19 protein-coding genes are annotated in these 22,358 nt (G+C 54.5%); 15 read left to right on the forward strand and 4 right to left on the reverse strand.

Translation table 11 applies throughout. The features are described from left to right. Positions 1-3: 3 nt before the first annotated feature. The 4 genes from leuC to leuL form a co-directional block, all read right to left on the reverse strand. Positions 4-1,410 (reverse strand): 3-isopropylmalate dehydratase large subunit, encoded by a 1,407-nt coding sequence (gene leuC, locus AC790_RS08250; RefSeq protein ID WP_049851442.1) that lies wholly within the window; start codon positions 1,408-1,410, stop codon positions 4-6. A 4-nt stretch (positions 1,411-1,414) separates the two neighbouring features. Then, on the reverse strand, positions 1,415-2,506 hold the full coding sequence (gene leuB / locus AC790_RS08255; RefSeq protein WP_007885003.1) for a 3-isopropylmalate dehydrogenase: 1,092 nt from the start codon (positions 2,504-2,506) through the stop codon (positions 1,415-1,417). A 2-nt stretch (positions 2,507-2,508) separates the two neighbouring features. Next, on the reverse strand, positions 2,509-4,071 hold the full coding sequence (gene leuA / locus AC790_RS08260; protein ID WP_007885009.1) for a 2-isopropylmalate synthase: 1,563 nt from the start codon (positions 4,069-4,071) through the stop codon (positions 2,509-2,511). 93 nt (positions 4,072-4,164) lie between these two features. Further along, positions 4,165-4,248: a leu operon leader peptide gene (leuL, locus tag AC790_RS25305; RefSeq protein ID WP_099686952.1), complete on the reverse strand. Its 84-nt coding sequence runs from the start codon at positions 4,246-4,248 to the stop codon at positions 4,165-4,167. Between the two features lie 734 nt (positions 4,249-4,982). Here leuL and ilvI point away from each other — a divergent pair. The 15 genes from ilvI (at position 4,983) to AC790_RS08335 (ending at position 22,358) form a co-directional block, all read left to right on the forward strand. After that, a complete protein-coding gene (ilvI, locus tag AC790_RS08265; protein WP_049851443.1) occupies positions 4,983-6,707 on the forward strand; it encodes an acetolactate synthase 3 large subunit in 1,725 nt (574 codons plus the stop codon). Between the two features lie 2 nt (positions 6,708-6,709). Then, entirely contained in the window at positions 6,710-7,201 is a 492-nt protein-coding gene (gene ilvN / locus AC790_RS08270; RefSeq protein WP_007885011.1) for an acetolactate synthase small subunit, read from the forward strand. A gap of 197 nt (positions 7,202-7,398) precedes the next feature. Next, positions 7,399-8,409: a catabolite repressor/activator gene (cra, locus tag AC790_RS08275; protein WP_007885012.1), complete on the forward strand. Its 1,011-nt coding sequence runs from the start codon at positions 7,399-7,401 to the stop codon at positions 8,407-8,409. A gap of 491 nt (positions 8,410-8,900) precedes the next feature. Next, complete coding sequence (mraZ, locus tag AC790_RS08280) at positions 8,901-9,359, forward strand: division/cell wall cluster transcriptional repressor MraZ (protein WP_007885013.1); 459 nt, start codon at positions 8,901-8,903, stop codon at positions 9,357-9,359. A 2-nt stretch (positions 9,360-9,361) separates the two neighbouring features. Next, positions 9,362-10,303 (forward strand): 16S rRNA (cytosine(1402)-N(4))-methyltransferase RsmH, encoded by a 942-nt coding sequence (gene rsmH, locus AC790_RS08285; protein WP_049851444.1) that lies wholly within the window; start codon positions 9,362-9,364, stop codon positions 10,301-10,303. Then, positions 10,300-10,620, forward strand: a complete 321-nt coding sequence (gene ftsL, locus AC790_RS08290; RefSeq protein ID WP_007885016.1) for a cell division protein FtsL — start codon at positions 10,300-10,302, stop codon at positions 10,618-10,620. The genes rsmH and ftsL overlap by 4 nt, the downstream gene beginning before the upstream one ends. 16 nt (positions 10,621-10,636) lie before the next feature. After that, entirely contained in the window at positions 10,637-12,403 is a 1,767-nt protein-coding gene (locus AC790_RS08295; protein WP_049851445.1) for a peptidoglycan glycosyltransferase FtsI, read from the forward strand. Continuing rightward, positions 12,390-13,877 (forward strand): UDP-N-acetylmuramoyl-L-alanyl-D-glutamate--2,6-diaminopimelate ligase, encoded by a 1,488-nt coding sequence (gene murE / locus AC790_RS08300; protein ID WP_007888606.1) that lies wholly within the window; start codon positions 12,390-12,392, stop codon positions 13,875-13,877. The genes AC790_RS08295 and murE overlap by 14 nt, the downstream gene beginning before the upstream one ends. After that, positions 13,874-15,235: a UDP-N-acetylmuramoyl-tripeptide--D-alanyl-D-alanine ligase gene (gene murF, locus AC790_RS08305; RefSeq protein ID WP_049851446.1), complete on the forward strand. Its 1,362-nt coding sequence runs from the start codon at positions 13,874-13,876 to the stop codon at positions 15,233-15,235. The genes murE and murF overlap by 4 nt, the downstream gene beginning before the upstream one ends. Then, complete coding sequence (gene mraY, locus AC790_RS08310; protein WP_007888613.1) at positions 15,229-16,311, forward strand: phospho-N-acetylmuramoyl-pentapeptide-transferase; 1,083 nt, start codon at positions 15,229-15,231, stop codon at positions 16,309-16,311. The genes murF and mraY overlap by 7 nt, the downstream gene beginning before the upstream one ends. Before the next feature lie 2 nt (positions 16,312-16,313). Continuing rightward, positions 16,314-17,630 (forward strand): UDP-N-acetylmuramoyl-L-alanine--D-glutamate ligase, encoded by a 1,317-nt coding sequence (gene murD / locus AC790_RS08315; protein ID WP_049851447.1) that lies wholly within the window; start codon positions 16,314-16,316, stop codon positions 17,628-17,630. After that, complete coding sequence (gene ftsW, locus AC790_RS08320; RefSeq protein WP_007888617.1) at positions 17,630-18,844, forward strand: cell division protein FtsW; 1,215 nt, start codon at positions 17,630-17,632, stop codon at positions 18,842-18,844. The genes murD and ftsW overlap by 1 nt, the downstream gene beginning before the upstream one ends. Then, positions 18,841-19,899 carry an undecaprenyldiphospho-muramoylpentapeptide beta-N-acetylglucosaminyltransferase gene (gene murG, locus AC790_RS08325; protein WP_049851448.1) on the forward strand — a complete coding sequence of 353 codons (1,059 nt, stop codon included), beginning with the start codon at positions 18,841-18,843 and terminating at the stop codon, positions 19,897-19,899. The genes ftsW and murG overlap by 4 nt, the downstream gene beginning before the upstream one ends. Before the next feature lie 70 nt (positions 19,900-19,969). Next, a complete protein-coding gene (gene murC, locus AC790_RS08330; RefSeq protein WP_007888621.1) occupies positions 19,970-21,445 on the forward strand; it encodes a UDP-N-acetylmuramate--L-alanine ligase in 1,476 nt (491 codons plus the stop codon). Further along, positions 21,438-22,358, forward strand: a complete 921-nt coding sequence (locus AC790_RS08335; RefSeq protein ID WP_049851449.1) for a D-alanine--D-alanine ligase — start codon at positions 21,438-21,440, stop codon at positions 22,356-22,358. Before murC ends, AC790_RS08335 begins: the two co-directional genes overlap by 8 nt.

Raw genomic sequence — 22,358 nt, forward strand, 5'->3', positions numbered from 1 at the left:
GGCTTAAGCTCCCTGAGTCAATTCACGAATGTCGGCAAAGCGACCGGTTACGGCAGCCGCCGCGGCCATCGCCGGGCTGACCAGGTGAGTACGTCCACCACGGCCCTGACGACCTTCAAAGTTACGGTTGCTGGTGGATGCACAACGCTCGCCTGGATTCAGGCGGTCATTGTTCATTGCCAGGCACATGGAGCAGCCCGGCAAGCGCCATTCAAAACCGGCTTCGAGGAAGATTTTATCCAGACCTTCGGCTTCGGCCTGCGCTTTCACTGGACCCGAACCTGGCACCACCATCGCTACTACGCCTGGCGCCACTTTGCGACCTTTAGCAATGGCGGCAGCGGCGCGCAGATCTTCAATGCGTGAGTTGGTGCAGGAGCCGATAAACACTTTATCGATCGCCACGTCAGTCAGTTTAATGCCCGGCTGCAGATCCATGTAAGCCAGCGCTTTCTCGGCCGAGGCGCGCTCAACCGGATCGGCAAACGATTGTGGATTCGGGATCGCTTGATCCACCGCCATCACCTGGCCAGGGTTGGTGCCCCAGGTAACTTGCGGGGCAATATCTTCCGCGTGCAGGGTGACAATGCTGTCAAACTTCGCATCGCGGTCAGACTTAAGCGTGCGCCAGTAAGCAACCGCCTGTTCCCACTGCTCGCCCTTCGGTGCGAACTGTTTGTCTTTCAGGTAGTTGAAGGTGGTGTCATCCGGTGCGACCAGGCCCGCTTTGGCACCCATCTCAATCGCCATATTACACAGCGTCATGCGGCCTTCCATGCTCAGCGCTTCAATCGCTGGGCCACAGAATTCAACAACGTGACCGGTACCGCCAGCGCTGCCGGTTTTACCAATGATCGCTAACACGATGTCTTTAGCGGTAATGCCCGGCGCCGCTTCGCCCAGCACTTCAATCTTCATGGTTTTCGCACGACCCTGTTTCAGGGTTTGCGTGGCAAACACATGCTCAACTTCAGAGGTACCGATACCGAACGCCAGCGAACCGAACGCGCCGTGGGTGGCGGTGTGGGAGTCGCCGCAGACAATAGTCATGCCCGGCAGCGTCATGCCTTGTTCCGGCCCAATCACGTGCACGATGCCCTGGAACGGGTGATTCAGGTCATACAGCTGAATGCCGAACTCAGCACAGTTCTTGATCAGCTCTTGCATCTGAATACGTGCCATCTCGCCAGACGCATTGATGTCTTTGGTCTGGGTCGAAACGTTATGGTCCATGGTGGCGAAGGTTTTTGACGGTTGACGCACTTTGCGGCCGTGCGCACGCAGGCCATCAAAGGCCTGCGGTGACGTCACTTCATGGATCAAATGGCGATCGATATACAGTAACGGGGTTTCTTTTGGCGCTTCGTGGACGACATGTGCATCAAATAACTTCTGGTATAAGCTTTTCATTTTATTATTTTTCCTCGGCGATAAAACCGGCAATGATGCTGCCCATTTCATCTGTGCTCACGGCTTTGCCGTCACCGGCTAAATCACGGGTGCGATAACCCGCTTCCAACGCGCGGCTCACGGCGCGTTCAATGCTTGCGGCAGCGTCATCCGCATTCAGGCTATAACGCAGCAGCAGTGACAACGACAGAATCTGGGCAATCGGGTTGGCAATATTCTGACCGGCGATATCCGGTGCAGAACCGCCTGCGGGCTCAAACAGGCCGAAACCTTCTTCGTTCAGGCTGGCGGAAGGCAACAAGCCCATGGAACCGGTAATCATCGCGCATTCATCAGACAGGATGTCGCCAAACAGGTTAGAACACAGCAGCACATCAAACTGTGATGGATCTTTAATCAGCTGCATGGTGGCGTTATCGATGTACATGTGGCTCAGCTGCACATCCGGGTAATCTTTTGCCACTTCATTGACAATTTCGCGCCACATGACCGACGTCTGCAAGACGTTGGCTTTATCGATTGAGGTGACGATGTTGCGACGTTTGCGGGCAGATTCAAAGGCGATGCGGGCAATGCGCTCGATTTCAAAGCGGTGATAAACCTCGGTGTCAAAGGCGCGCTCATGCGGGCCGCTGCCTTCGCGACCTTTCGGCTGACCGAAGTAGATGCCGCCAGTCAGTTCACGCACGCACAGGATATCGAAACCACGCTCGGCGATATCGCTGCGCAGCGGGCAAAAAGCTTCTAAACCTTTATACAGCGCGGCGGGGCGCAGGTTACTGAACAGCTTGAAGTGCTTACGCAGCGGCAGTAGCGCACCGCGCTCTGGCTGCTGAGCAGGCGGCAGATGTTCCCATTTCGGGCCACCTACCGAGCCAAACAGAATCGCATCTGCTTGTTCTGCGCCGGCAACGGTGGCCGGTGGCAACGGTTCACCATGACGATCGATGGCGATACCGCCAACATCATATTCGCTGGTGGTGATACGCATGTCGAAACGCGTACGAATTGCGTCGAGAACCTTCATGGCCTGCGCCATCACTTCCGGACCAATTCCGTCGCCTGGCAATACCGCGATATGAGAAGACTTAGACATAGTTACACCGTTTCCTTCTGATCTTTAAATTTACGCTGCAGTTCTTTTTCCACCTGCTTAGCACGCCAAATATTGTTCAACGCATTTACCATCGCTTTAGCGGATGATTCGACGATATCGGTCGCCAGGCCAACGCCGTGGAATTTACGGCCGTTGTAGTTGACGACGATATCTACCTGACCCAGCGCGTTCTCGCCGTGGCCTTTCGCGGTCAACTTGTAGTTCATCAGTTCAGCTTCAAAGCCGGTAATGCGGTTGATAGCCTGGTAAACGGCATCTACCGGGCCATTACCGGTAGCGGCATCGGCTTTGGTCTCTTCGCCACAGCCCAACTGCACAGACGCGGTGGCGGTGACGCTGGAACCTGTCTGCACGTTGAATTCGTTCAGCTGGAAGTATTCCGGCTCTTCATTCTGTTTGTTGATGAAGGCCAACGCTTCCAGGTCGTAATCGAAGACCTGACCTTTCTTATCAGCCAGTTTGAGGAAGGCATCGTACAAGGTGTCCAGATTGTAATCGGACTCTTTGTAACCCATCTCTTCCATGCGATGTTTGACGGCGGCGCGGCCCGAGCGTGAGGTCAGATTCAGCTGGATTTTGTGCAGGCCGATAGATTCTGGCGTCAGGATTTCGTAGTTTTCACGATTCTTCAGCACGCCATCCTGGTGAATACCGGATGAGTGGGCGAAGGCGTTAGAACCAACTACCGCTTTGTTGGCCGGAATCGGCATGTTGCAGATTTGGCTTACCGTTTGGCTGGTACGGTAGATTTCCTGATGATTGATATTGGTGTGCACGTTCATAATCTGCTGGCGGGTTTTAATCGCCATGATCACTTCTTCCAACGCACAGTTACCCGCGCGCTCGCCCAGACCATTCAGCGTACCTTCAACCTGACGCGCACCGGCCAATACCGCGGCGATGGCGTTGCCGGTCGCCATGCCCAAATCATCGTGGGTATGAACAGACAAAATGGCTTTATCAATGTTTGGCACGCGTGCGACCAATTGGCCGATGATGTTGGCGTATTCGCCTGGCAAGGTGTAGCCGACGGTATCGGGGATATTAATCGTGGTGGCACCAGCATTGATAGCCGCTTCAACCATGCGACACAGATCGTCGATTGGTGTGCGGCCGCCGTCTTCACAGGAGAATTCAACGTCATCGGTATAGTTGCGGGCGCGTTTAATCATGTGTACTGCACGTTCAATCACTTCCGGCAGCGTGCTGCGCAGCTTGGTGGCGATGTGCATCGGCGAAGTGGCGATGAAGGTGTGAATACGGAACGCTTCAGCGACACGCAATGATTCGTATGCGGCGTCAATGTCCTTCTCAACGCAGCGTGCCAGTCCGCAGACGCGGCTATTTTTAATGGTACGAGCAATGGTTTGTACGGATTCAAAATCGCCTGGAGAGGAAACCGGGAAGCCCACTTCCATCACATCCACGCCCATACGTTCCAATGCCAGAGCGATCTGCAGTTTTTCTTTAACACTCAGGCTGGCCTGTAAAGCCTGTTCGCCGTCACGCAGAGTGGTATCGAAAATAATAACTTGCTGGCTCATCGTAATCTTCCTTATGCATTAACTTTGCCGGTGCTACGAGCATAAAAAAACCCGCGCATTGGCGCGGGTTTCTTAAACTTCTGCAGGTTCGAATCAGTTATTGATTCCGCCCACGAGTCTACCGCGCAAACTGGATGCGTTTAGTAGTAGACCGAGTAGGCGGAAAGAATGAAACATGAGTCAAACCTCGTAAATTGTGTGCTGCACATATTGGTACTGGAATTGACGTAGCAAGTCAACCCTAAGTGCAAGGGTATTTCAGTCAAGCCAGGAGGGCGATCTGCTGTGATTTTTCAGCTGCGCAGAGCAATGACATAAATTAGCTGCAGGATAAGCAAAACCCTGCGCTTAAAAAATATTTTAGAGAATAGATTTTATTTTAATGCGTTGAAATATATTGATTTAGTTAGTTAATGCGATCTGAATCCAAAACAAGATTTGGCTTGTTGTATAGAGGAATATGATGTGATTAAGCCATTTTAAAGATAATCAAGCCAGAAAGTAATTAGCCCAAAAGATTGTGGACTGAGTGGTCAGGCAATATGAAAATCATATTTCTTATAACACGCTGCAAATAATTGCTTAGCCAGCATTATCCTCTGTGGTTATGACAAAGCATTAGTTTAATCCTCCCAGGCGATAATCACGCGTTAGTGCCTTAATTGCCGGATAGAGCCTGAGGTGGCATGCTGGCGTTTGCAGGCTGCGTAGTCTGCGGTTATGGTAATCGACCTACTCTTAAAAGAATTAACTCAAGTAGATTCCCTGTACCTGGAAGGCGGAAATGAACGCCGTCTTCTGAGCATAAACATAAGGTTTTGATCTTAATTGGCAAGCGGGGGCCGGATATCAGTGGCGTGCGGGAAACGCGAACGTCAGTGGATTCAGTCCCTCAAGCCTGGAGGCAGAAAATGGAGATGTTGTCAGGAGCCGAAATGGTCGTCCGTTCGTTAATCGATCAGGGCGTTAAGCAGGTATTCGGCTATCCGGGCGGAGCGGTGCTCGATATTTACGATGCGCTGCAAACGGTCGGTGGTATTGACCATGTATTGGTGCGTCATGAACAAGGCGCGGTGCATATGGCCGATGGCCTTGCGCGTGCGACGGGCGAGGTTGGGGTGGTGCTGGTGACGTCCGGTCCGGGCGCCACTAACGCGATCACCGGTATCGCAACGGCCTATATGGACTCCATCCCGATGGTGATTCTGTCGGGCCAGGTGCCCTCTTCACTGATCGGCTACGATGCGTTCCAGGAGTGCGACATGGTCGGCATCTCCCGTCCGGTGGTGAAGCACAGCTTCCTGGTGAAAAATACCGAAGAAATTCCAACCGTATTGAAAAAGGCCTTCTGGCTGGCAGCGAGCGGTCGTCCGGGACCGGTGGTAATCGATCTACCAAAAGATATCCTCAATCCTGCCAATAAGTTGCCATACGTATGGCCGGAAACGGTGAGCATGCGCTCCTACAATCCGACTATCCAGGGCCATAAAGGACAGATTAAGCGCGCATTGCAAACGTTATTAGCGGCCCATAAGCCGGTGATTTACGCGGGTGGTGGCGCGATCATGTCTGGCTGTGAAGCTGAACTGCTGCAGCTGGCGGAAAAACTGAATATCCCGGTAACTATGTCGTTAATGGGCCTGGGCGTGTTCCCTGGCACGCATAGTCAGAGTGTCGGGATGCTGGGTATGCACGGCACTTACGAAGCCAACATGACTATGCACAATGCCGACTTGATTTTCGGTATTGGCGTACGTTTCGATGATCGCACCACCAACAATCTGGCGAAGTACTGCCCGAATGCCACCATCATGCATATCGACGTCGATCCGACCTCGATCTCCAAAACCGTGAGCGCGGATATTCCGATTGTCGGTGATGCAAAACAGACGCTGACTCAAATGCTTGAGCTGCTGGCGCAAAGCGATGCGAAGCAGGAGCTTGATAGCCTGCGTGATTGGTGGCAAACCATTGATGGCTGGCGTAGCCGTAAGTGCCTGGAATTTGATCGCACCAGCGACAAGATTAAGCCGCAGGCGGTGATCGAAACCATCTGTCGTTTGACCAAAGGTGACGCTTACGTCACCTCTGACGTGGGTCAGCATCAGATGTTCGCTGCGCTTTATTACCAGTTCGACAAACCACGTCGTTGGATCAACTCCGGTGGCCTGGGCACCATGGGCTTCGGCCTGCCCGCTGCGTTGGGTGTGAAGATGGCGCTGCCGGATGAAACGGTTATCTGCGTGACCGGTGATGGCAGCATCCAGATGAACATTCAGGAGCTGTCAACCGCACTGCAATACGATTTGCCGGTGCTGGTGCTGAACCTCAACAACGGCTTCCTCGGCATGGTGAAGCAGTGGCAGGACATGATTTACTCCGGCCGCCACTCGCAGTCTTATATGCAATCGCTGCCTGACTTCGTCCGTCTGGCTGAAGCCTATGGCCACGTCGGCATCGCGATTCAACATCCTGCCGAACTGGAAGAGAAGCTTCAGCTGGCGCTGGACACGCTGGCGAAAGGGCGTCTGGTGTTTGTTGATGTGAATATTGACGGCAGCGAGCACGTTTACCCGATGCAGATTCGGGGTGGTTCGATGGATGAGATGTGGCTGAGCAAAACGGAGAGGACTTAATTATGCGTCGTATTTTATCGGTTCTGCTGGAAAATGAATCCGGCGCATTGTCCCGTGTCGTGGGACTGTTCTCGCAACGTGGCTACAACATTGAAAGCCTGACTGTAGCGCCCACCGATGATCCTACGTTATCCCGCATGACCATCCAAACGGTTGGCGACGCGAAAGTGCTGGAGCAGATCGAGAAGCAACTGCATAAGCTGGTGGACGTGTTACGCGTCAGCGAACTGGGGCAGGGCGCCTATGTAGAGCGCGAGATCATGCTGGTGAAAATTCAGGCCAGCGGTTACGGTCGTGAAGAAGTGAAGCGCAGCGCGGAAATTTTCCGTGGTCAGATTATCGATGTGACGCCGACGCTTTACACGGTTCAGCTGGCGGGCACCAGCGATAAACTTGATGCGTTTCTCAACACTGTACGTGATGTAGCGGAAATTGTTGAAGTGGCGCGTTCAGGAATCGTTGGTGTGTCACGCGGCGATCGCGTTATGCGTTAATAACGCAGAGAAAAGATCACATTCAGTGCTAACCCGGCGAAATGCCGGGTTTTTTTATTTTATGCGCTCAACCAGGATGCTGGAGAAAAGCGGTTGCTCAGCGTAGTTTTCTGCGGTTAGATGTTACAAATGTTTTATCCATAGCTAATCTGCGGATATTTTCGCCAGCGCTGGCTTAACAGAATTAAGGTGTCATCGTGAAACTGGATGAAATTGCGCGCCTGGCAGGCGTGTCGCGCACTACGGCCAGCTACGTAATAAATGGCAAAGCGCGGCAGTATCGTGTCAGCGAAAAAACCGTCGAAAAAGTCATGGCGGTGGTGCGTGAACACAATTATCACCCCAATGCCGTTGCGGCTGGGCTGCGTGCCGGCCGGACGCGCTCTATTGGTCTGGTAATCCCCGATTTGGAAAACACCAGTTACACCCGCATTGCAAATTATCTGGAGCGTCAGGCGCGACAGCGCGGCTATCAGCTGCTGATTGCCTGCTCGGAAGATCAGCCCGATAACGAAATGCGCTGTATTGAGCATCTGCTGCAGCGTCAGGTCGATGCCATCATTGTTTCTACCTCATTACCGCCAGAGCACCCGTTCTATCAGCGATGGATCAATGATCCCTTACCGATTATCGCTCTGGACCGCGCGCTGGATCGTGAACACTTTACCAGCGTGGTAGGAGCCGATCAGGATGATGCCCAAGCGTTGGCGGCTGAATTGCGTCAGCTGCCGGTGAAAAATGTGCTGTTCCTTGGCGCACTGCCTGAGCTTTCAGTGAGTTTCCTGCGCGAACTGGGCTTCCGCGATGCGTGGAAGGATGACGAGCGCCCTATCGATTACATTTACTGTAATAGCTTCGATCGTGCCGCCGCGGCAACGTTGTTTGAAAGCTACCTCGAAGATCATCCTATGCCGGATGCGCTGTTCACCACCTCATTTGGGCTATTACAGGGCGTGATGGACATTACGCTTAAGCGCGATGGTCGCCTGCCAACCGATCTGGCAATTGCTACCTTTGGTGATCATGAATTGCTCGATTTCCTGGAATGCCCGGTACTGGCAGTGGGTCAGCGTCACCGCGATGTCGCCGAGCGTGTGCTGGAGTTAGTATTAGCCTCGCTGGATGAGCCACGCAAACCGAAGCCTGGTTTAACGCGCATCCGCCGAAATTTATTCCGCCGTGGACAATTAAGTCGCCGCGCAAAATGAAATTGTGGGCAGCTCGCTGCCCCTTTTAATTTAACCAATAGATATTTCTCAAGAACCTCCCGGGGTAAAAAAGCGTAAATTATCGCCACCACAGCTAACAATTTAAACCTGTTAACTTTTCTTATTTGTTTACATGTTCATCAACGAGTCATAGCAGAGCCGGCGCGAAGCTGCTGGGCTTCCTTTCAGAAATCCCCTAAAATGCAGCCGCTGTCGCAGAACGCAGGGCAAATATATTTCAGCGCTAAAGCGCTTTATTTTTCGCCAATTTATATTTCGCGGAAATTTTTATTCCACTATTCATCAGGTTAATTTTAATTTTGCCGCTCAATGTCGCTTTATTCCCGTCTCCAATTAATTTCACCCGTTGTAAATAGTGATATTCACTTGCCGTTGCGGCTTGACAAGGATTTCATCGGCTCCGTAAACTCGTTTCGTGGTAAAAAGTGGGATAAAGTGGTGAAAACGGGTGATTGAGGGGTAAGGCTGGCATGTTCCGTGGAGCAACGTTAGTCAATCTCGACAGTAAAGGGCGATTAGCAGTACCAACACGCTATCGTGAATTGCTTGTCGCAGAGTCTCAGGGGCAAATGGTATGCACCATTGACCTCCACCAGCCATGCCTGCTGCTTTATACCCTGCCCGAATGGGAAATCATTGAGAAAAAGCTGTCTCGCTTATCCAGCATGAATCCTGCAGAGCGTCGCGTACAGCGACTGCTGTTAGGGCATGCCAGTGAGTGTCAGATGGATAATGCGGGCCGTTTGTTGTTAGCGAATACGCTGCGACAACACGCGGGCCTGACCAAAGAAGTGATGCTGGTTGGACAGTTCAATAAATTTGAGCTGTGGGATGAACAGACCTGGTATCAACAAGTTAAGGACGATATTGACACAGAACAGTCGGCTCAGGAGCCTTTATCTGAGCGGTTGCAGGACTTGTCGCTATAGCTATGCAGGAAAATTTCAAACACACCACAGTGCTGCTGGATGAGGCGGTTAACGGCCTCAATATCAGGGAAGACGGCATTTACATTGACGGCACTTTTGGTCGCGGCGGTCATTCGCGCTTAATTCTTTCACAGCTTGGCGAGAAAGGACAACTGATCGCGATTGATCGCGATCCGCAAGCGATAGCCGCAGCTGCTGAGATAAACGATCCCCGTTTCTCCATCGTCCACGGGCCGTTTTCGGCGCTGGCGGAATATGTCGAAGAGCGCGGTCTGACCGGCCAAATTGATGGCGTATTGCTGGATCTGGGCGTCTCGTCACCACAGCTGGATGATGCCGAACGCGGCTTCTCCTTTATGCGTGACGGACCGCTGGATATGCGTATGGATCCAACGCGTGGGCAATCAGCAGCTGAATGGCTAATGAGTGCGGAAGAAGCGGATATCGCTTTCGTGATTAAAACCTACGGTGAAGAGCGTTTCGGTAAACGTATCGCGCGTGCCATCGTAGAACGCAATCGCGAGCAGCCCATGACACGCACCAAAGAGTTGGCCACCGTTATCGCCGCTGCGATGCCGGTGAAAGACAAATTTAAGCATCCGGCAACGCGTACCTTCCAGGCGATTCGTATCTGGATCAACAGCGAGCTGGAAGAGATCGATACCGCACTAAAAGGTGCGCTGTCTGTTCTCGCTCCCGGCGGCAGATTGTCGATCATCAGCTTCCATTCGCTGGAAGATCGCTTAGTGAAGCGTTTTATGCGCGATCAGAGCCGCGGTCCACAGGTGCCAGCCGGCATCCCAATGACCGAGTCGCAGCTCAAAGCGTTAGGCGGTCGTGAACTCAAAACGCTTGGCAAGCTGATTCCGGGTGAAGCTGAAGTGAACGAAAACCCACGTGCACGCAGTTCTGTTTTGCGTATCGCGGAGAGAACAGCGTCATGATTGGCAACGAGCGTCACAGCCTGCCTGGCGTTATCGGTGGAGACCTGCTGCGTTTTGGCAAGATTCCACTGTTACTGCTGATTGCGGTGCTAGTGTCCTCCGTCGTGGTCGTGACGACCACACATAAGACGCGCCTGCTGACAGCGCAGCGTGAACAGCTGGTGCTGGAGCGTGATGCGCTCGATATCGAGTGGCGCAACCTCATTCTTGAAGAGAACGCCCTTGGCGATCACAGCCGCGTAGAGCGGATAGCAACCGATAAACTGCAAATGCAGCATGTTGATCCTTCACAGGAAAATATTGTGGTGCAGAAATAAGGAATCGCAGAACTCAATGAGTGGCGCAGGTAAAACGCTGAAGTTAAAAAAACAAGAAGATAAGGCCAGCTTTGTAAGCTGGCGCTTTGCGTTACTGTGCGGGTGTATTTTACTGGCGCTGGGTGGACTGCTGTCGCGCGTAGCGTGGTTACAGGTGATCAACCCCGATAAGCTGGTGAAAGAGGGCGATTTACGCTCGCTGCGCGTTCAGTCGGTGCCAACGGCGCGCGGTATGATCAGCGATCGTGCGGGTCGTCCACTGGCGGTGAGTGTGCCGGTGAATGCGATCTGGGCCGATCCGAAAGAACTGACTGAGCACGGCGGCGTATCGCTGGATAGCCGCTGGAGAGCATTGTCTGATGCGTTATCAATCCCGCTTGATCAACTCGCAGCACGCGTTAATGCCAACCCGAAAGGGCGCTTTATTTATCTGGCGCGTCAGGTCAATCCGGCAATCGGCGAGTATGTGAAAAAACTTAAGCTGCCGGGCATCTATCTGCGTGAAGAGTCGCGTCGCTACTATCCGGCGGGCCAGGTTACTGCGCACCTGATTGGCTTCACCAACATTGATGGACAGGGCATTGAGGGCATCGAGAAGAGCTTCGATAAATGGCTGACTGGCGCGCCGGGTGAACGTACCGTGCGTAAAGACCGCAACGGTCGCGTCATTGAAGATATCTCTTCGGTTGATAGCCGTGCGGCGCATAACCTAACGCTGAGCATTGATGAGCGTCTGCAAGCGCTGGTTTATCGGGAACTGAATAACGCCGTGGCTTTCAACAAAGCCGAATCGGGCACTGCCGTATTGGTGGATGTGAATACCGGTGAAGTGCTGGCAATGGCGAACAGTCCCGCTTATAACCCGAATAATCTTAGCAACACGCCGAAAGACGTGATGCGTAACCGCGCCATCACTGACATCTTCGAGCCAGGTTCTACCGTGAAACCCATGGTGGTGATGACGGCTTTACAGCGTGGTGTGGTGAAAGAAAACAGCGTCCTGAATACCGTGCCGTACCGCGTTAATGGTCATGAGATCAAAGACGTGGCGCGCTATAACGAATTGACCCTTACCGGGGTTTTACAGAAGTCGAGTAACGTCGGGGTTTCACGTTTGGCGTTAGCGATGCCCTCCTCAGCGCTTGTAGATACTTATGCGCGCTTTGGCTTGGGTAAACCGACCAATTTGGGGCTGGTCGGGGAAAGCAGTGGCTTATACCCTCAAAAACAACGGTGGTCTGACATAGAGAGGGCCACCTTCTCTTTCGGCTACGGGCTAATGGTAACGCCGTTACAGTTAGCGCGAGTCTACGCAACCATTGGCAGCTATGGCATCAATCGCCCGCTGTCGATCACCAAAGTTGACCCGCCAGTGGCAGGTGAACGCGTTTTCCAGGAAGACCTGGTGAAAACGGTGATGCACATGATGGAGAGCGTTGCGTTGCCAGGCGGTGGTGGGGTTAAAGCCGCCATCAAGGGCTATCGCATTGCTATTAAAACCGGTACCGCCAAGAAAGTTGGACCGGACGGACGCTACGTCAACAAATACATTGCTTACACCGCTGGCGTTGCACCTGCCAGCCGTCCTCGTTTTGCGCTGGTGGTGGTGATCAACGATCCCCAGGCCGGTAAATATTATGGTGGTGCGGTTTCAGCACCGGTGTTTGGCGCCATCATGGGCGGCGTGTTGCGTACCATGAACATTGAACCTGATGCGCTGCCAACAGTTGATAAGAACGAGTTGGTGAAGAATAGAAGTGAGGAATCAAGTGACAGATCGTAACCTGCGCGACTTACTGGCCCCATGGGTGCCGGGTGCGCCGGCGCGTCCACTCCGTGACATGACACTGGACAGCCGCGCTGCGGCTGCTGGCGATCTGTTTATCGCCGTGGCGGGCCATCATGCTGATGGACGTCGTTTTATTCCACAGGCTATTGCACAAGGTGTGGCAGCGGTGATTGCCGAAGCCGAAGGTGAGGCCAGCGATGGTGATATCCGCGAGATGCACGGCGTCCCGGTTATCTATCTGGCGCAGTTGCAGCAGCGTCTCTCTGCACTGGCCGGACGCTTTTATCAGCAGCCTGCGAGCAAACTGAAGTTAATTGGTGTTACCGGCACCAACGGTAAAACCACCACCACGCAGTTGATGGCGCAGTGGGCCAATCTGTTGGGTGAAGCCGGCGCCGTGATGGGCACGGTAGGAAATGGCCTTTACGGTCAACTGGTGGCAACTGAAAACACTACCGGCTCTGCAGTGGATGTGCAGCATGTTCTGAATGATTTGGTCGAGCAGGGCGCAACCCTGACGGCGATGGAAGTGTCTTCACATGGGCTGGTGCAGCACCGCGTGGCAGCGTTGCCGTTTGCCGCGGCGGTATTTACCAACCTGAGCCGCGATCACCTCGATTATCACGGTGATATGCAGGGCTATGAATCCGCTAAATGGCTACTGTTCTCTGAGCATCAAATCGGTGCAGCCATCATCAACGCTGATGATGAGGTTGGCCGTCGCTGGCTGGCAAAATTGCCCGATGCTGTAGCGGTAACCATGGAAGACAACCTGCAATCTGGCTGCCATGGCCGCTGGCTCAAAGCCACGGCGGTGAATTATCACGACGGCGGCGCACATATTCAATTCAGCTCCAGCTGGGGCGACGGCGAGTTTGATAGCCGTTTGATGGGCGCGTTCAACGTTAGCAACCTACTACTGGCGCTGGCTACCTTGCTAACGCTGGATTATCCGCTTACTGCGCTGGTTGCCACCGCACCGCAATTATTACCGGTTTGTGGTCGTATGGAAGTGTTCACCGCGCCAGAAAAACCCACAGTCGTGGTTGATTACGCCCACACGCCTGATGCGCTGGAAAAAGCGCTGGAAGCGGCGCGTCTGCACTGTAAAGGCCAGCTGTGGTGCGTGTTTGGCTGCGGCGGCGATCGTGATAAAGGCAAACGTCCATTGATGGGCGCGATTGCTGAGCAATTCTCCGACATTGTGGTGATCACCGACGATAATCCGCGCAGCGAAGAGCCGATGTCGATTGTGAATGATATTCTCACCGGCCTGCTCGACCCGGGTCGTGCACGCGTCGTTTCAGGACGTGCGCAGGCGGTGACCAACGCCGTCATGCAAGCCAGTGTGGATGACATCGTGCTGGTGGCCGGTAAAGGCCACGAAGATTATCAAATCATTGGCAACCGCCGTCTGGATTACTCGGATCGCGACACCGTCGCCCGTTTGCTGGGGGTGGTCGCATGATTCCCGTTTCTCTGCAAACCCTCGCTGATATCAGCGGCGGCAAGCTGCACGGCGCTGATTTAACCGTTGCCGATGTCACAACCGATACGCGCAAAGTTACTGCCGGCAGCCTGTTTGTTGCGCTGGTAGGCGAACGTTTTGATGCTCATGATTTCGCCAGCGATGCCATTGCAAGCGGCGCTCAGGCTCTGCTGGTCAGTAAGCTATTGCCGATTTCTATCCCGCAGGTAGTGGTGGCCGATACGCGTATTGCCTTCGGACAACTCGCGGCATGGGTGCGCCAACAGGCGAAAGCGCGCGTGGTTGCCCTGACGGGATCGTCCGGTAAAACCTCGGTCAAAGAGATGACCGCCGCAATTTTGCGTCAGTGCGGCGAGACGCTCTATACCGCAGGTAACCTGAATAACGATTTCGGTGTACCGATGACGCTACTGCGTCTAACGAAAGAGCATGCCTACGCAGTGATTGAGCTGGGTGCCAACCATCAGGGCGAGATTGCCTACACCACCGCGCTGGTGCGTCCGGAATCCGCGCTGGTGAATAACCTTGCCGCCGCTCATCTGGAAGGTTTTGGTTCGCTAGCAGGAGTGGCGAAAGCCAAGGGCGAAATCTTTAACGGCTTGCCGGTGCACGGCACCGCTATCGTTAACGCCGACAGTAATGATCTGGCCAACTGGCAAACGCAGTTTGTGGATAAAACGTTGTGGCGCTTCTCGCCGCAGCCGATGGCCGATGCCGAATTCCGCGCCAGTGATATTGTGCTGCGCGCTGATGCCACGCTCTTTACCCTGCATACACCGCGTGGCGATATCGCGGTTGAGTTGCCGCTGCCGGGCCGTCATAACATCGCCAATGCGTTAGCAGCTGCCGCGCTGGCGCTGTCAGTGGATGCACCGCTGACTGCGATTCAAAATGGCCTTAAAACCTTACAGCCCGTTCCTGGTCGTCTGTTCCCGATTCGTCTCGCGGCCAATCAGTTGCTACTGGATGACAGCTATAACGCCAACGTGGGTTCGATGACCGCCGCTGCGCAGGTACTCGGCGATATGCCGGGCTTCCGCGTGATGGTGGTAGGCGATATGGCGGAGTTGGGCGATGAAGCTGAACTCTGTCATCGCCAGGTTGGCGATGCGGCAAAAGCGGCAGGCATCGATCGCGTGCTGAGCACCGGCTCATTAAGCCAGCTGATTGGTGAAAATAGCGGCAAAGGCGAGCATTTCGCCAGTAAAACCGCGCTGACTGAACGTTTACGCACATTGCTGTCCGAACATCAGGACATCACTATTTTGGTTAAAGGTTCACGTAGTGCCGCCATGGAGCAGGTAGTACAGAGCTTACAGGAGAAAGGAACATGCTAGTCTGGCTGGCCGAACATCTGGTCGCATTTTATTCCGGCTTTAACGTCTTCTCATATTTGACGTTCCGCGCCATTGTCAGCCTGCTGACCGCTCTGTTCATTTCTCTGTGGATGGGACCACGTCTGATTGCCTGGCTGCAGAAACTGCAGATTGGTCAGGTGGTGCGTAACGACGGCCCCGAGTCACACTTCAGCAAACGTGGCACGCCAACGATGGGCGGCGTGATGATCCTTACCTCCATCACCATTTCGGTGCTGATGTGGGCGTATCCCTCCAATCCATACGTTTGGTGTGTTCTGGTGGTGCTGGTTGGTTTTGGCATCATCGGCTTTGTTGATGACTATCGCAAAGTGGTGCGCAAAGACACTAAAGGTCTTATCGCGCGCTGGAAATACTTCTGGATGTCAGTGATTTCACTCGCTGTGGCCTTCGCGTTGTTTATCGCTGGCAAAGATACACCCGCGACACAACTGGTGGTGCCGTTCTTTAAGGACGTTATGCCGCAGTTGGGCTTGTTCTACGTGGTGTTGGCCTACTTCGTGATTGTCGGTACCGGTAACGCCGTTAACTTAACGGATGGCCTTGATGGGCTGGCAATTATGCCAACCGTGTTCGTGGCGGCGGGCTTTGCGCTGGTGGCGTGGGCAACCGGTAACGTCAAATTCGCTGAGTATCTGCACATTCCTTATTTACGGCACGCCGGTGAACTGGTGATTGTCTGTACCGCGATTGTCGGAGCGGGGCTCGGATTTTTGTGGTTCAACACCTATCCAGCACAAGTGTTCATGGGCGATGTCGGTTCATTAGCGCTGGGCGGCGCGCTTGGGACTATTGCAGTGCTGCTGCGCCAGGAGTTCCTGCTGTTGATTATGGGCGGCGTGTTTGTCGTAGAAACCCTGTCGGTAATTCTTCAGGTGGGATCGTTCAAGCTGCGCGGACAACGCATTTTCCGCATGGCACCGATTCACCATCACTATGAATTGAAAGGCTGGCCGGAGCCGCGCGTCATCGTGCGCTTCTGGATTATTTCGCTGATGCTGGTGCTGATTGGCCTGGCAACGCTGAAGGTACGTTAATCATGGCTGACTATCGGGGCAGAAAAGTCGTCATCATCGGATTAGGCATTACTGGCCTGTCCTGTGTTGATTTCTTCCTTGCGCAAGGCGTTACGCCACGCGTGATGGATACCCGTGTCTCGCCGCCGGGACTGGACAAGCTGCCAGCCTCGGTTGAGCGCTATGTTGGCGGTATCAATAGCGATTGGCTGCTGGCGTCGGATCTGATTATTGCAAGCCCGGGTATCGCACTGGCACATCCTGCCTTAAGCGAGGCTGCTGATGCTGGCATTGAGATCATTGGCGATATCGAGTTGTTTTGTCGCGAAGCGCAGGCCCCGATTGTGGCGATTACTGGTTCAAACGGCAAAAGCACCGTGACGACGCTGGTGGGCGAAATGGCCCGCGCAGCAGGTTGGCAGGTGGGCGTTGGCGGCAACATTGGTTTGCCGGCGCTGACGCTACTGAAATCGCCAGCGCAGCTCTATGTGCTGGAGTTGTCCAGCTTCCAGCTCGAAACTACCCACAGTTTAAAAGCCGCGGCTGCGACGATCCTCAATCTTACCGAGGATCATATGGATCGCTATCCGTTGGGCATGCAGCAATATCGCGCGGCTAAGCTGCGCATTTACGAAAATGCCAGCGTCTGCGTAGTGAATGCTGACGATGGCATGACGATGCCGGTGCGCGGTGTTGATCAGCGCTGCGTGAGCTTCGGTATCAACCTTGGCGATTATCATCTCAATCAGCAGCAGGGCAGCACCTGGCTGCGGGCGAAGGGCGAGAAAGTCCTGAATACCGATGAGATGACGTTGGTGGGACAACATAACTACACCAACGCGCTGGCAGCACTGGCATTGGCTGACGCGGTGAACATTCCGCGCGCCTCCAGCCTGAAAGCCTTAACCACGTTCACCGGCCTGGCGCACCGCTTTCAGTTGGTGCATGAAGCTAATGGCGTGCGCTGGATTAACGATTCAAAAGCCACCAACGTCGGCAGCACTGAAGCGGCGCTGAATGGGCTGCAGGTAAAAGGAACGTTATGGCTGCTGCTCGGCGGCGACGGTAAGTCGGCTGATTTCAGCCCGCTGGCGCGCTATCTGCAGGGTGACAAGGTGAAGCTGTTCTGCTTTGGTCGCGATGGCGATGCCTTAGCGGCGCTGCGCCCGGAGATTGCCACGCGCACCGACACTATGCAGCAGGCGATGACGCAAATTGCTGCACAGGTGACAGCCGGCGATATGGTGCTGCTGTCTCCCGCCTGCGCCAGCCTCGATCAATTCCGCAATTTTGAGCAGCGTGGCGATCAGTTCGCGCAGCTGGCGAAGGAGTTGAGTTGATGCGCATTCCTGGAGCCGGTATCGCCAACTATCTGTCACTGCGCCTACGCGATTGGGTGATGGGCGCACGCGACAATGATGATGCGCCAGTGGTGCTGTACGATCGCACGCTGCTATGGCTGACCTTTGGGCTGGCGCTGATCGGTTTCGTGATGGTGACCTCGGCATCCATGCCGGTGGGTCAACGTTTGAACGAAGATCCATTCTATTTTGCCAAGCGTGATGCGTTTTATATCGCACTGGCGTTTGGTATGGCGTTAGTGACATTGCGCATCCCGATGGATTTCTGGCAGCGCTACAGCAACGTAATGCTAATGGTTTCGGTCGTGATGCTGCTGATCGTATTAGTGGTGGGTAGCTCGGTAAATGGTGCGTCGCGCTGGATTGCCCTTGGCCCGCTGCGTATTCAGCCAGCTGAGCTCTCAAAATTAACGCTGTTCTGCTATCTCGCCAGCTATCTGGTGCGCAAAGTGGAAGAGGTGCGTAACAACTTCTGGGGCTTCTGTAAGCCGATGGGTGTGATGGTGGTGCTGGCGGTATTGCTGCTGGCCCAGCCGGACCTCGGCACCGTGGTGGTGCTGTTTGTTACCACACTGGCGATGCTGTTTCTCGCCGGTGCGAAAATGTGGCAGTTCCTGGCGATCATTGGCTCCGGCATTTTTGCTGTGGTGCTGCTGATCATCGCCGAACCTTACCGTATGCGCCGCGTTACTTCCTTCTGGAATCCATGGGAAGATCCCTTTGGTAGCGGCTATCAGCTCACGCAGTCATTGATGGCGTTTGGACGCGGTGAGTTCTGGGGCCAGGGCTTAGGCAACTCGGTGCAGAAACTGGAATATCTGCCGGAAGCACATACTGACTTTATCTTCTCCATCATCGGCGAAGAGTTGGGTTATGTCGGTGTGGTTTTGGCGCTGTTGATGGTATTCTTCGTCGCTTTTCGCGCGATGTCGATTGGTCGCCGTGCTCTGGAGATCGATCAGCGCTTCTCAGGCTTCCTCGCTTGCTCAATTGGCGTGTGGTTTAGCTTCCAGGCGCTGGTTAATGTCGGTGCGGCCGCGGGTATGCTGCCGACCAAAGGTCTGACACTGCCGCTGATCAGTTACGGTGGTTCGAGTCTGATCATCATGTCGACCGCCATCGTGTTTTTATTGCGCATAGATTATGAAACGCGTCTGGCAAAAGCCCAGGCGTTTACCCGAGGTGCTCGATGAGTGGCAAACGGCTGATGGTCATGGCAGGCGGTACTGGTGGACACGTGTTCCCCGGTCTGGCCGTTGCCCATCACCTGATGGAACAAGGCTGGCAGGTTCGCTGGCTGGGAACCGCTGACCGAATGGAAGCGGATTTGGTGCCGAAACACGGCATTGAGATTGATTTTATCCGCATCAGCGGTTTGCGCGGTAAAGGTGTGAAAGCGCAGTTACTGGCACCGGTACGCATCTTTAATGCGTGGCGCCAGGCGCGTCGCATCATGAAAAACTGGCAGCCGGATGTGGTGCTGGGCATGGGCGGTTATGTTTCAGGTCCCGGTGGTTTAGCGGCATGGAGCTGCGGGATTCCGGTGGTACTGCATGAGCAGAACGGCATTGCCGGACTCACCAACAAGTGGCTGGCAAAAATCGCCACCAAAGTGATGCAGGCATTTCCGGGCGCATTCCCTAACGCTGAAGTGGTAGGAAATCCGGTGCGTACCGATGTGTTAGCTCTGCCATTACCGGCAGCGCGACTGAGCGGACGCTTTGGCCCGATTCGCGTGCTGGTAGTGGGTGGCAGTCAGGGCGCTCGCATCCTCAATCAGACTGTGCCACAAGTGGCTGCTGAGTTGGGCGAAGCGATTACGGTTTGGCACCAAACCGGTAAAGGCGGACTGGAAATCGTGCAGCAGGCTTATCGTGCAGCCGGCCAGCCGCAACATAAAGTCACCGAATTTATCGATGACATGGCAGAAGCCTATGCGTGGGCGGATGTGGTTGTTTGTCGCTCCGGCGCATTGACGGTCAGTGAAGTCGCTGCCGCAGGTTTACCGGCGATCTTCGTGCCGTTCCAGCATAAAGATCGTCAGCAGTACTGGAATGCGTTGCCGCTGGAAAAAGCGGGCGCAGCCAAAATTTTCGAGCAGCCGCAATTTACTGCGGCTGTAGTAGCGGACACGCTGCGTCACTGGGATCGCACCACATTATTGGCGATGGCAGAGAAAGCCCGTCAGGTGGCGATTCCCGATGCAACCGAGCGGGTTGCAAATGAAGTGGCACGTGTCGCGAAGTAAATTAATCGGCCAGTTGATTTGGCCCGTACCTTCAGTAGGTACAAACGGGAAAAACAGGTAATTGAAACAGATGAATACACAACAATTGGCAAAACTGCGTTCTATTGTGCCCGAGATGCGTCGCGTCCGGCACATTCACTTTGTCGGCATCGGTGGTGCTGGCATGGGCGGTATTGCCGAGGTGTTGGCGAACGAAGGTTATCACATCAGCGGTTCTGATCTGGCGCCGAACCCGGTGACACAGCATTTGGCCGCGTTGGGCGCGACGATTTACTTCAACCATCGCCCGGAAAACGTCACCGATGCGAGTGTAGTCGTGGTGTCTACGGCCGTGGCGCAGGATAACCCTGAGCTGGTGGCCGCGCGCGAGCAGCGCATTCCCGTGATTCGTCGCGCGGAGATGCTGGCCGAACTGATGCGCTTCCGTCACGGCATTGCCGTGGCCGGCACGCACGGTAAAACCACCACTACCGCAATGGTGACCAGCATTTATGCGGAGGGCGGACTGGATCCGACTTTCGTCAACGGCGGCTTAGTGAAAGCTGCGGGAACGCATGCGCGCCTTGGCAGCAGCCGTTACCTGATTGCGGAAGCGGACGAAAGTGACGCGTCCTTCCTGCATCTGCAGCCGATGGTGGCGATTGTTACCAACATCGAAGCCGACCATATGGACACTTATCAAGGCGATTTCGAGAACCTGAAGCAGACCTTCATTAACTTCCTGCACAACCTGCCATTCTACGGACGTGCGGTGATGTGTGTTGATGACGCGGTGATTCGTGATCTGATTCCGCGTGTAGGCCGCCAGGTTACCACATACGGCTTCAGCGAAGACGCCGATGTACGTATCGAGAATTACGAACAGCGTGGCGCGCAAGGTCATTTCACTCTGATTCGCCATGATAAACCGGTGCTGAAAGTGACGCTGAATGCGCCCGGTCGACATAACGCATTAAACGCGGCGGCGGCTGTGGCCGTAGCCAGCGAAGAAGGGATTGAAGACAACGCGATTCTGGCCGCACTGGAGAGCTTCCAGGGAACCGGGCGCCGCTTTGACGTACTGGGCGAGTTTGATACCGCCGCCGTCAATGGCAACCCGGGCAGCGCGATGTTGGTCGATGATTATGGGCACCATCCAACCGAAGTTGATGTCACCATCAAAGCGGCACGTGCGGGCTGGCCTGACAAAAAGCTGGTTATGGTGTTCCAGCCGCATCGCTACACGCGTACGCGTGACCTGTTTGATGATTTCGCCAATGTGCTGTCGCAGGTTGATGTGCTGCTGATGCTGGATGTTTATCCAGCCGGTGAAGCCGCCATTCCGGGCGCTGACAGTCGCTCGCTGTGCCGCGCGATTCGTAATCGTGGCAAGGTTGATCCCATTTTGGTCTCTGAGCATGACGCTTTACCAGATGCCCTGGCACCGTTGCTGTCGGGCGACGATCTGGTGATCGTTCAGGGCGCAGGTAACATCGGCAAGATTGCACGTAAGCTGGCCGATAGCCAACTGCAGCCGGCGGTTAAGACGGAGGCGCGTCATGACTGAGAAGGTCGCAGTATTGATGGGCGGTACCTCGGCAGAGCGTGAAGTGTCGCTGATGTCAGGTGCGGCCGTGCTGGCCGGGCTGCGTGAAATGGGCATTGATGCACATGCTGTTGATACGCGTGATGTGTCGGTGCTGGATCTGAAACAGCAAGGCTTTGCTAGGGCGTTTATCGCGCTGCACGGCCGCGGTGGCGAAGATGGCACGTTACAAGCGGTGCTGGAGTTCCTGCAACTGCCGTATACCGGCAGCGGCGTGATGGCTTCTGCCATCACCATGGACAAACTGCGCAGTAAATTGCTGTGGCAGGGCAGGGGATTGCCGTCAGGCAAATTCGTCTGGCTCACGCGTCAGCAGCATCAGCAAGGTTTGGATGCGGATACCGTTGCCGCTATACAAGCATTAGGTTTACCGCTGTTTGTTAAGCCAAGCTGCGAAGGTTCCAGCGTTGGCATCAGCCGCGTAAACCATGCGGATGCGCTACCTGCGGCGTTAGAAGAAGCATTTCGTCATGATGACGACGTATTGATTGAAGCTTTTTTAAGCGGCGCAGAGTACACCGTAGGCATCGTGGGTGAACAAATTCTGCCTTCTATCAGAATTAAAACCGCCAGCGAGTTCTATGACTATGAAGCTAAATACATTTCTGACGATACTGAATACTTCTGTCCGAGCGGTTTAAGTGCTGAGCGAGAAGCGGAATTGCAGAAATTGGTATGGGCAGCCTGGCGCGCGCTGGGTTGCAGCGGCTGGGGCCGCGTTGACGTGATGGCCGATGGTGAGGGTAATTTCCAGCTGCTGGAAGTGAATACCTCGCCAGGCATGACCAGCCATAGTTTGGTGCCAATGGGCGCTAAGCAGGCCGGATACAGCTTCCCTCAATTGGTAGCGCGTATTCTGGAGCTGGCTGACTGA

This window comes from Pantoea sp. RIT-PI-b, assembly GCF_001187905.1.
GTDB lineage: Bacteria > Pseudomonadota > Gammaproteobacteria > Enterobacterales > Enterobacteriaceae > Pantoea > Pantoea nemavictus.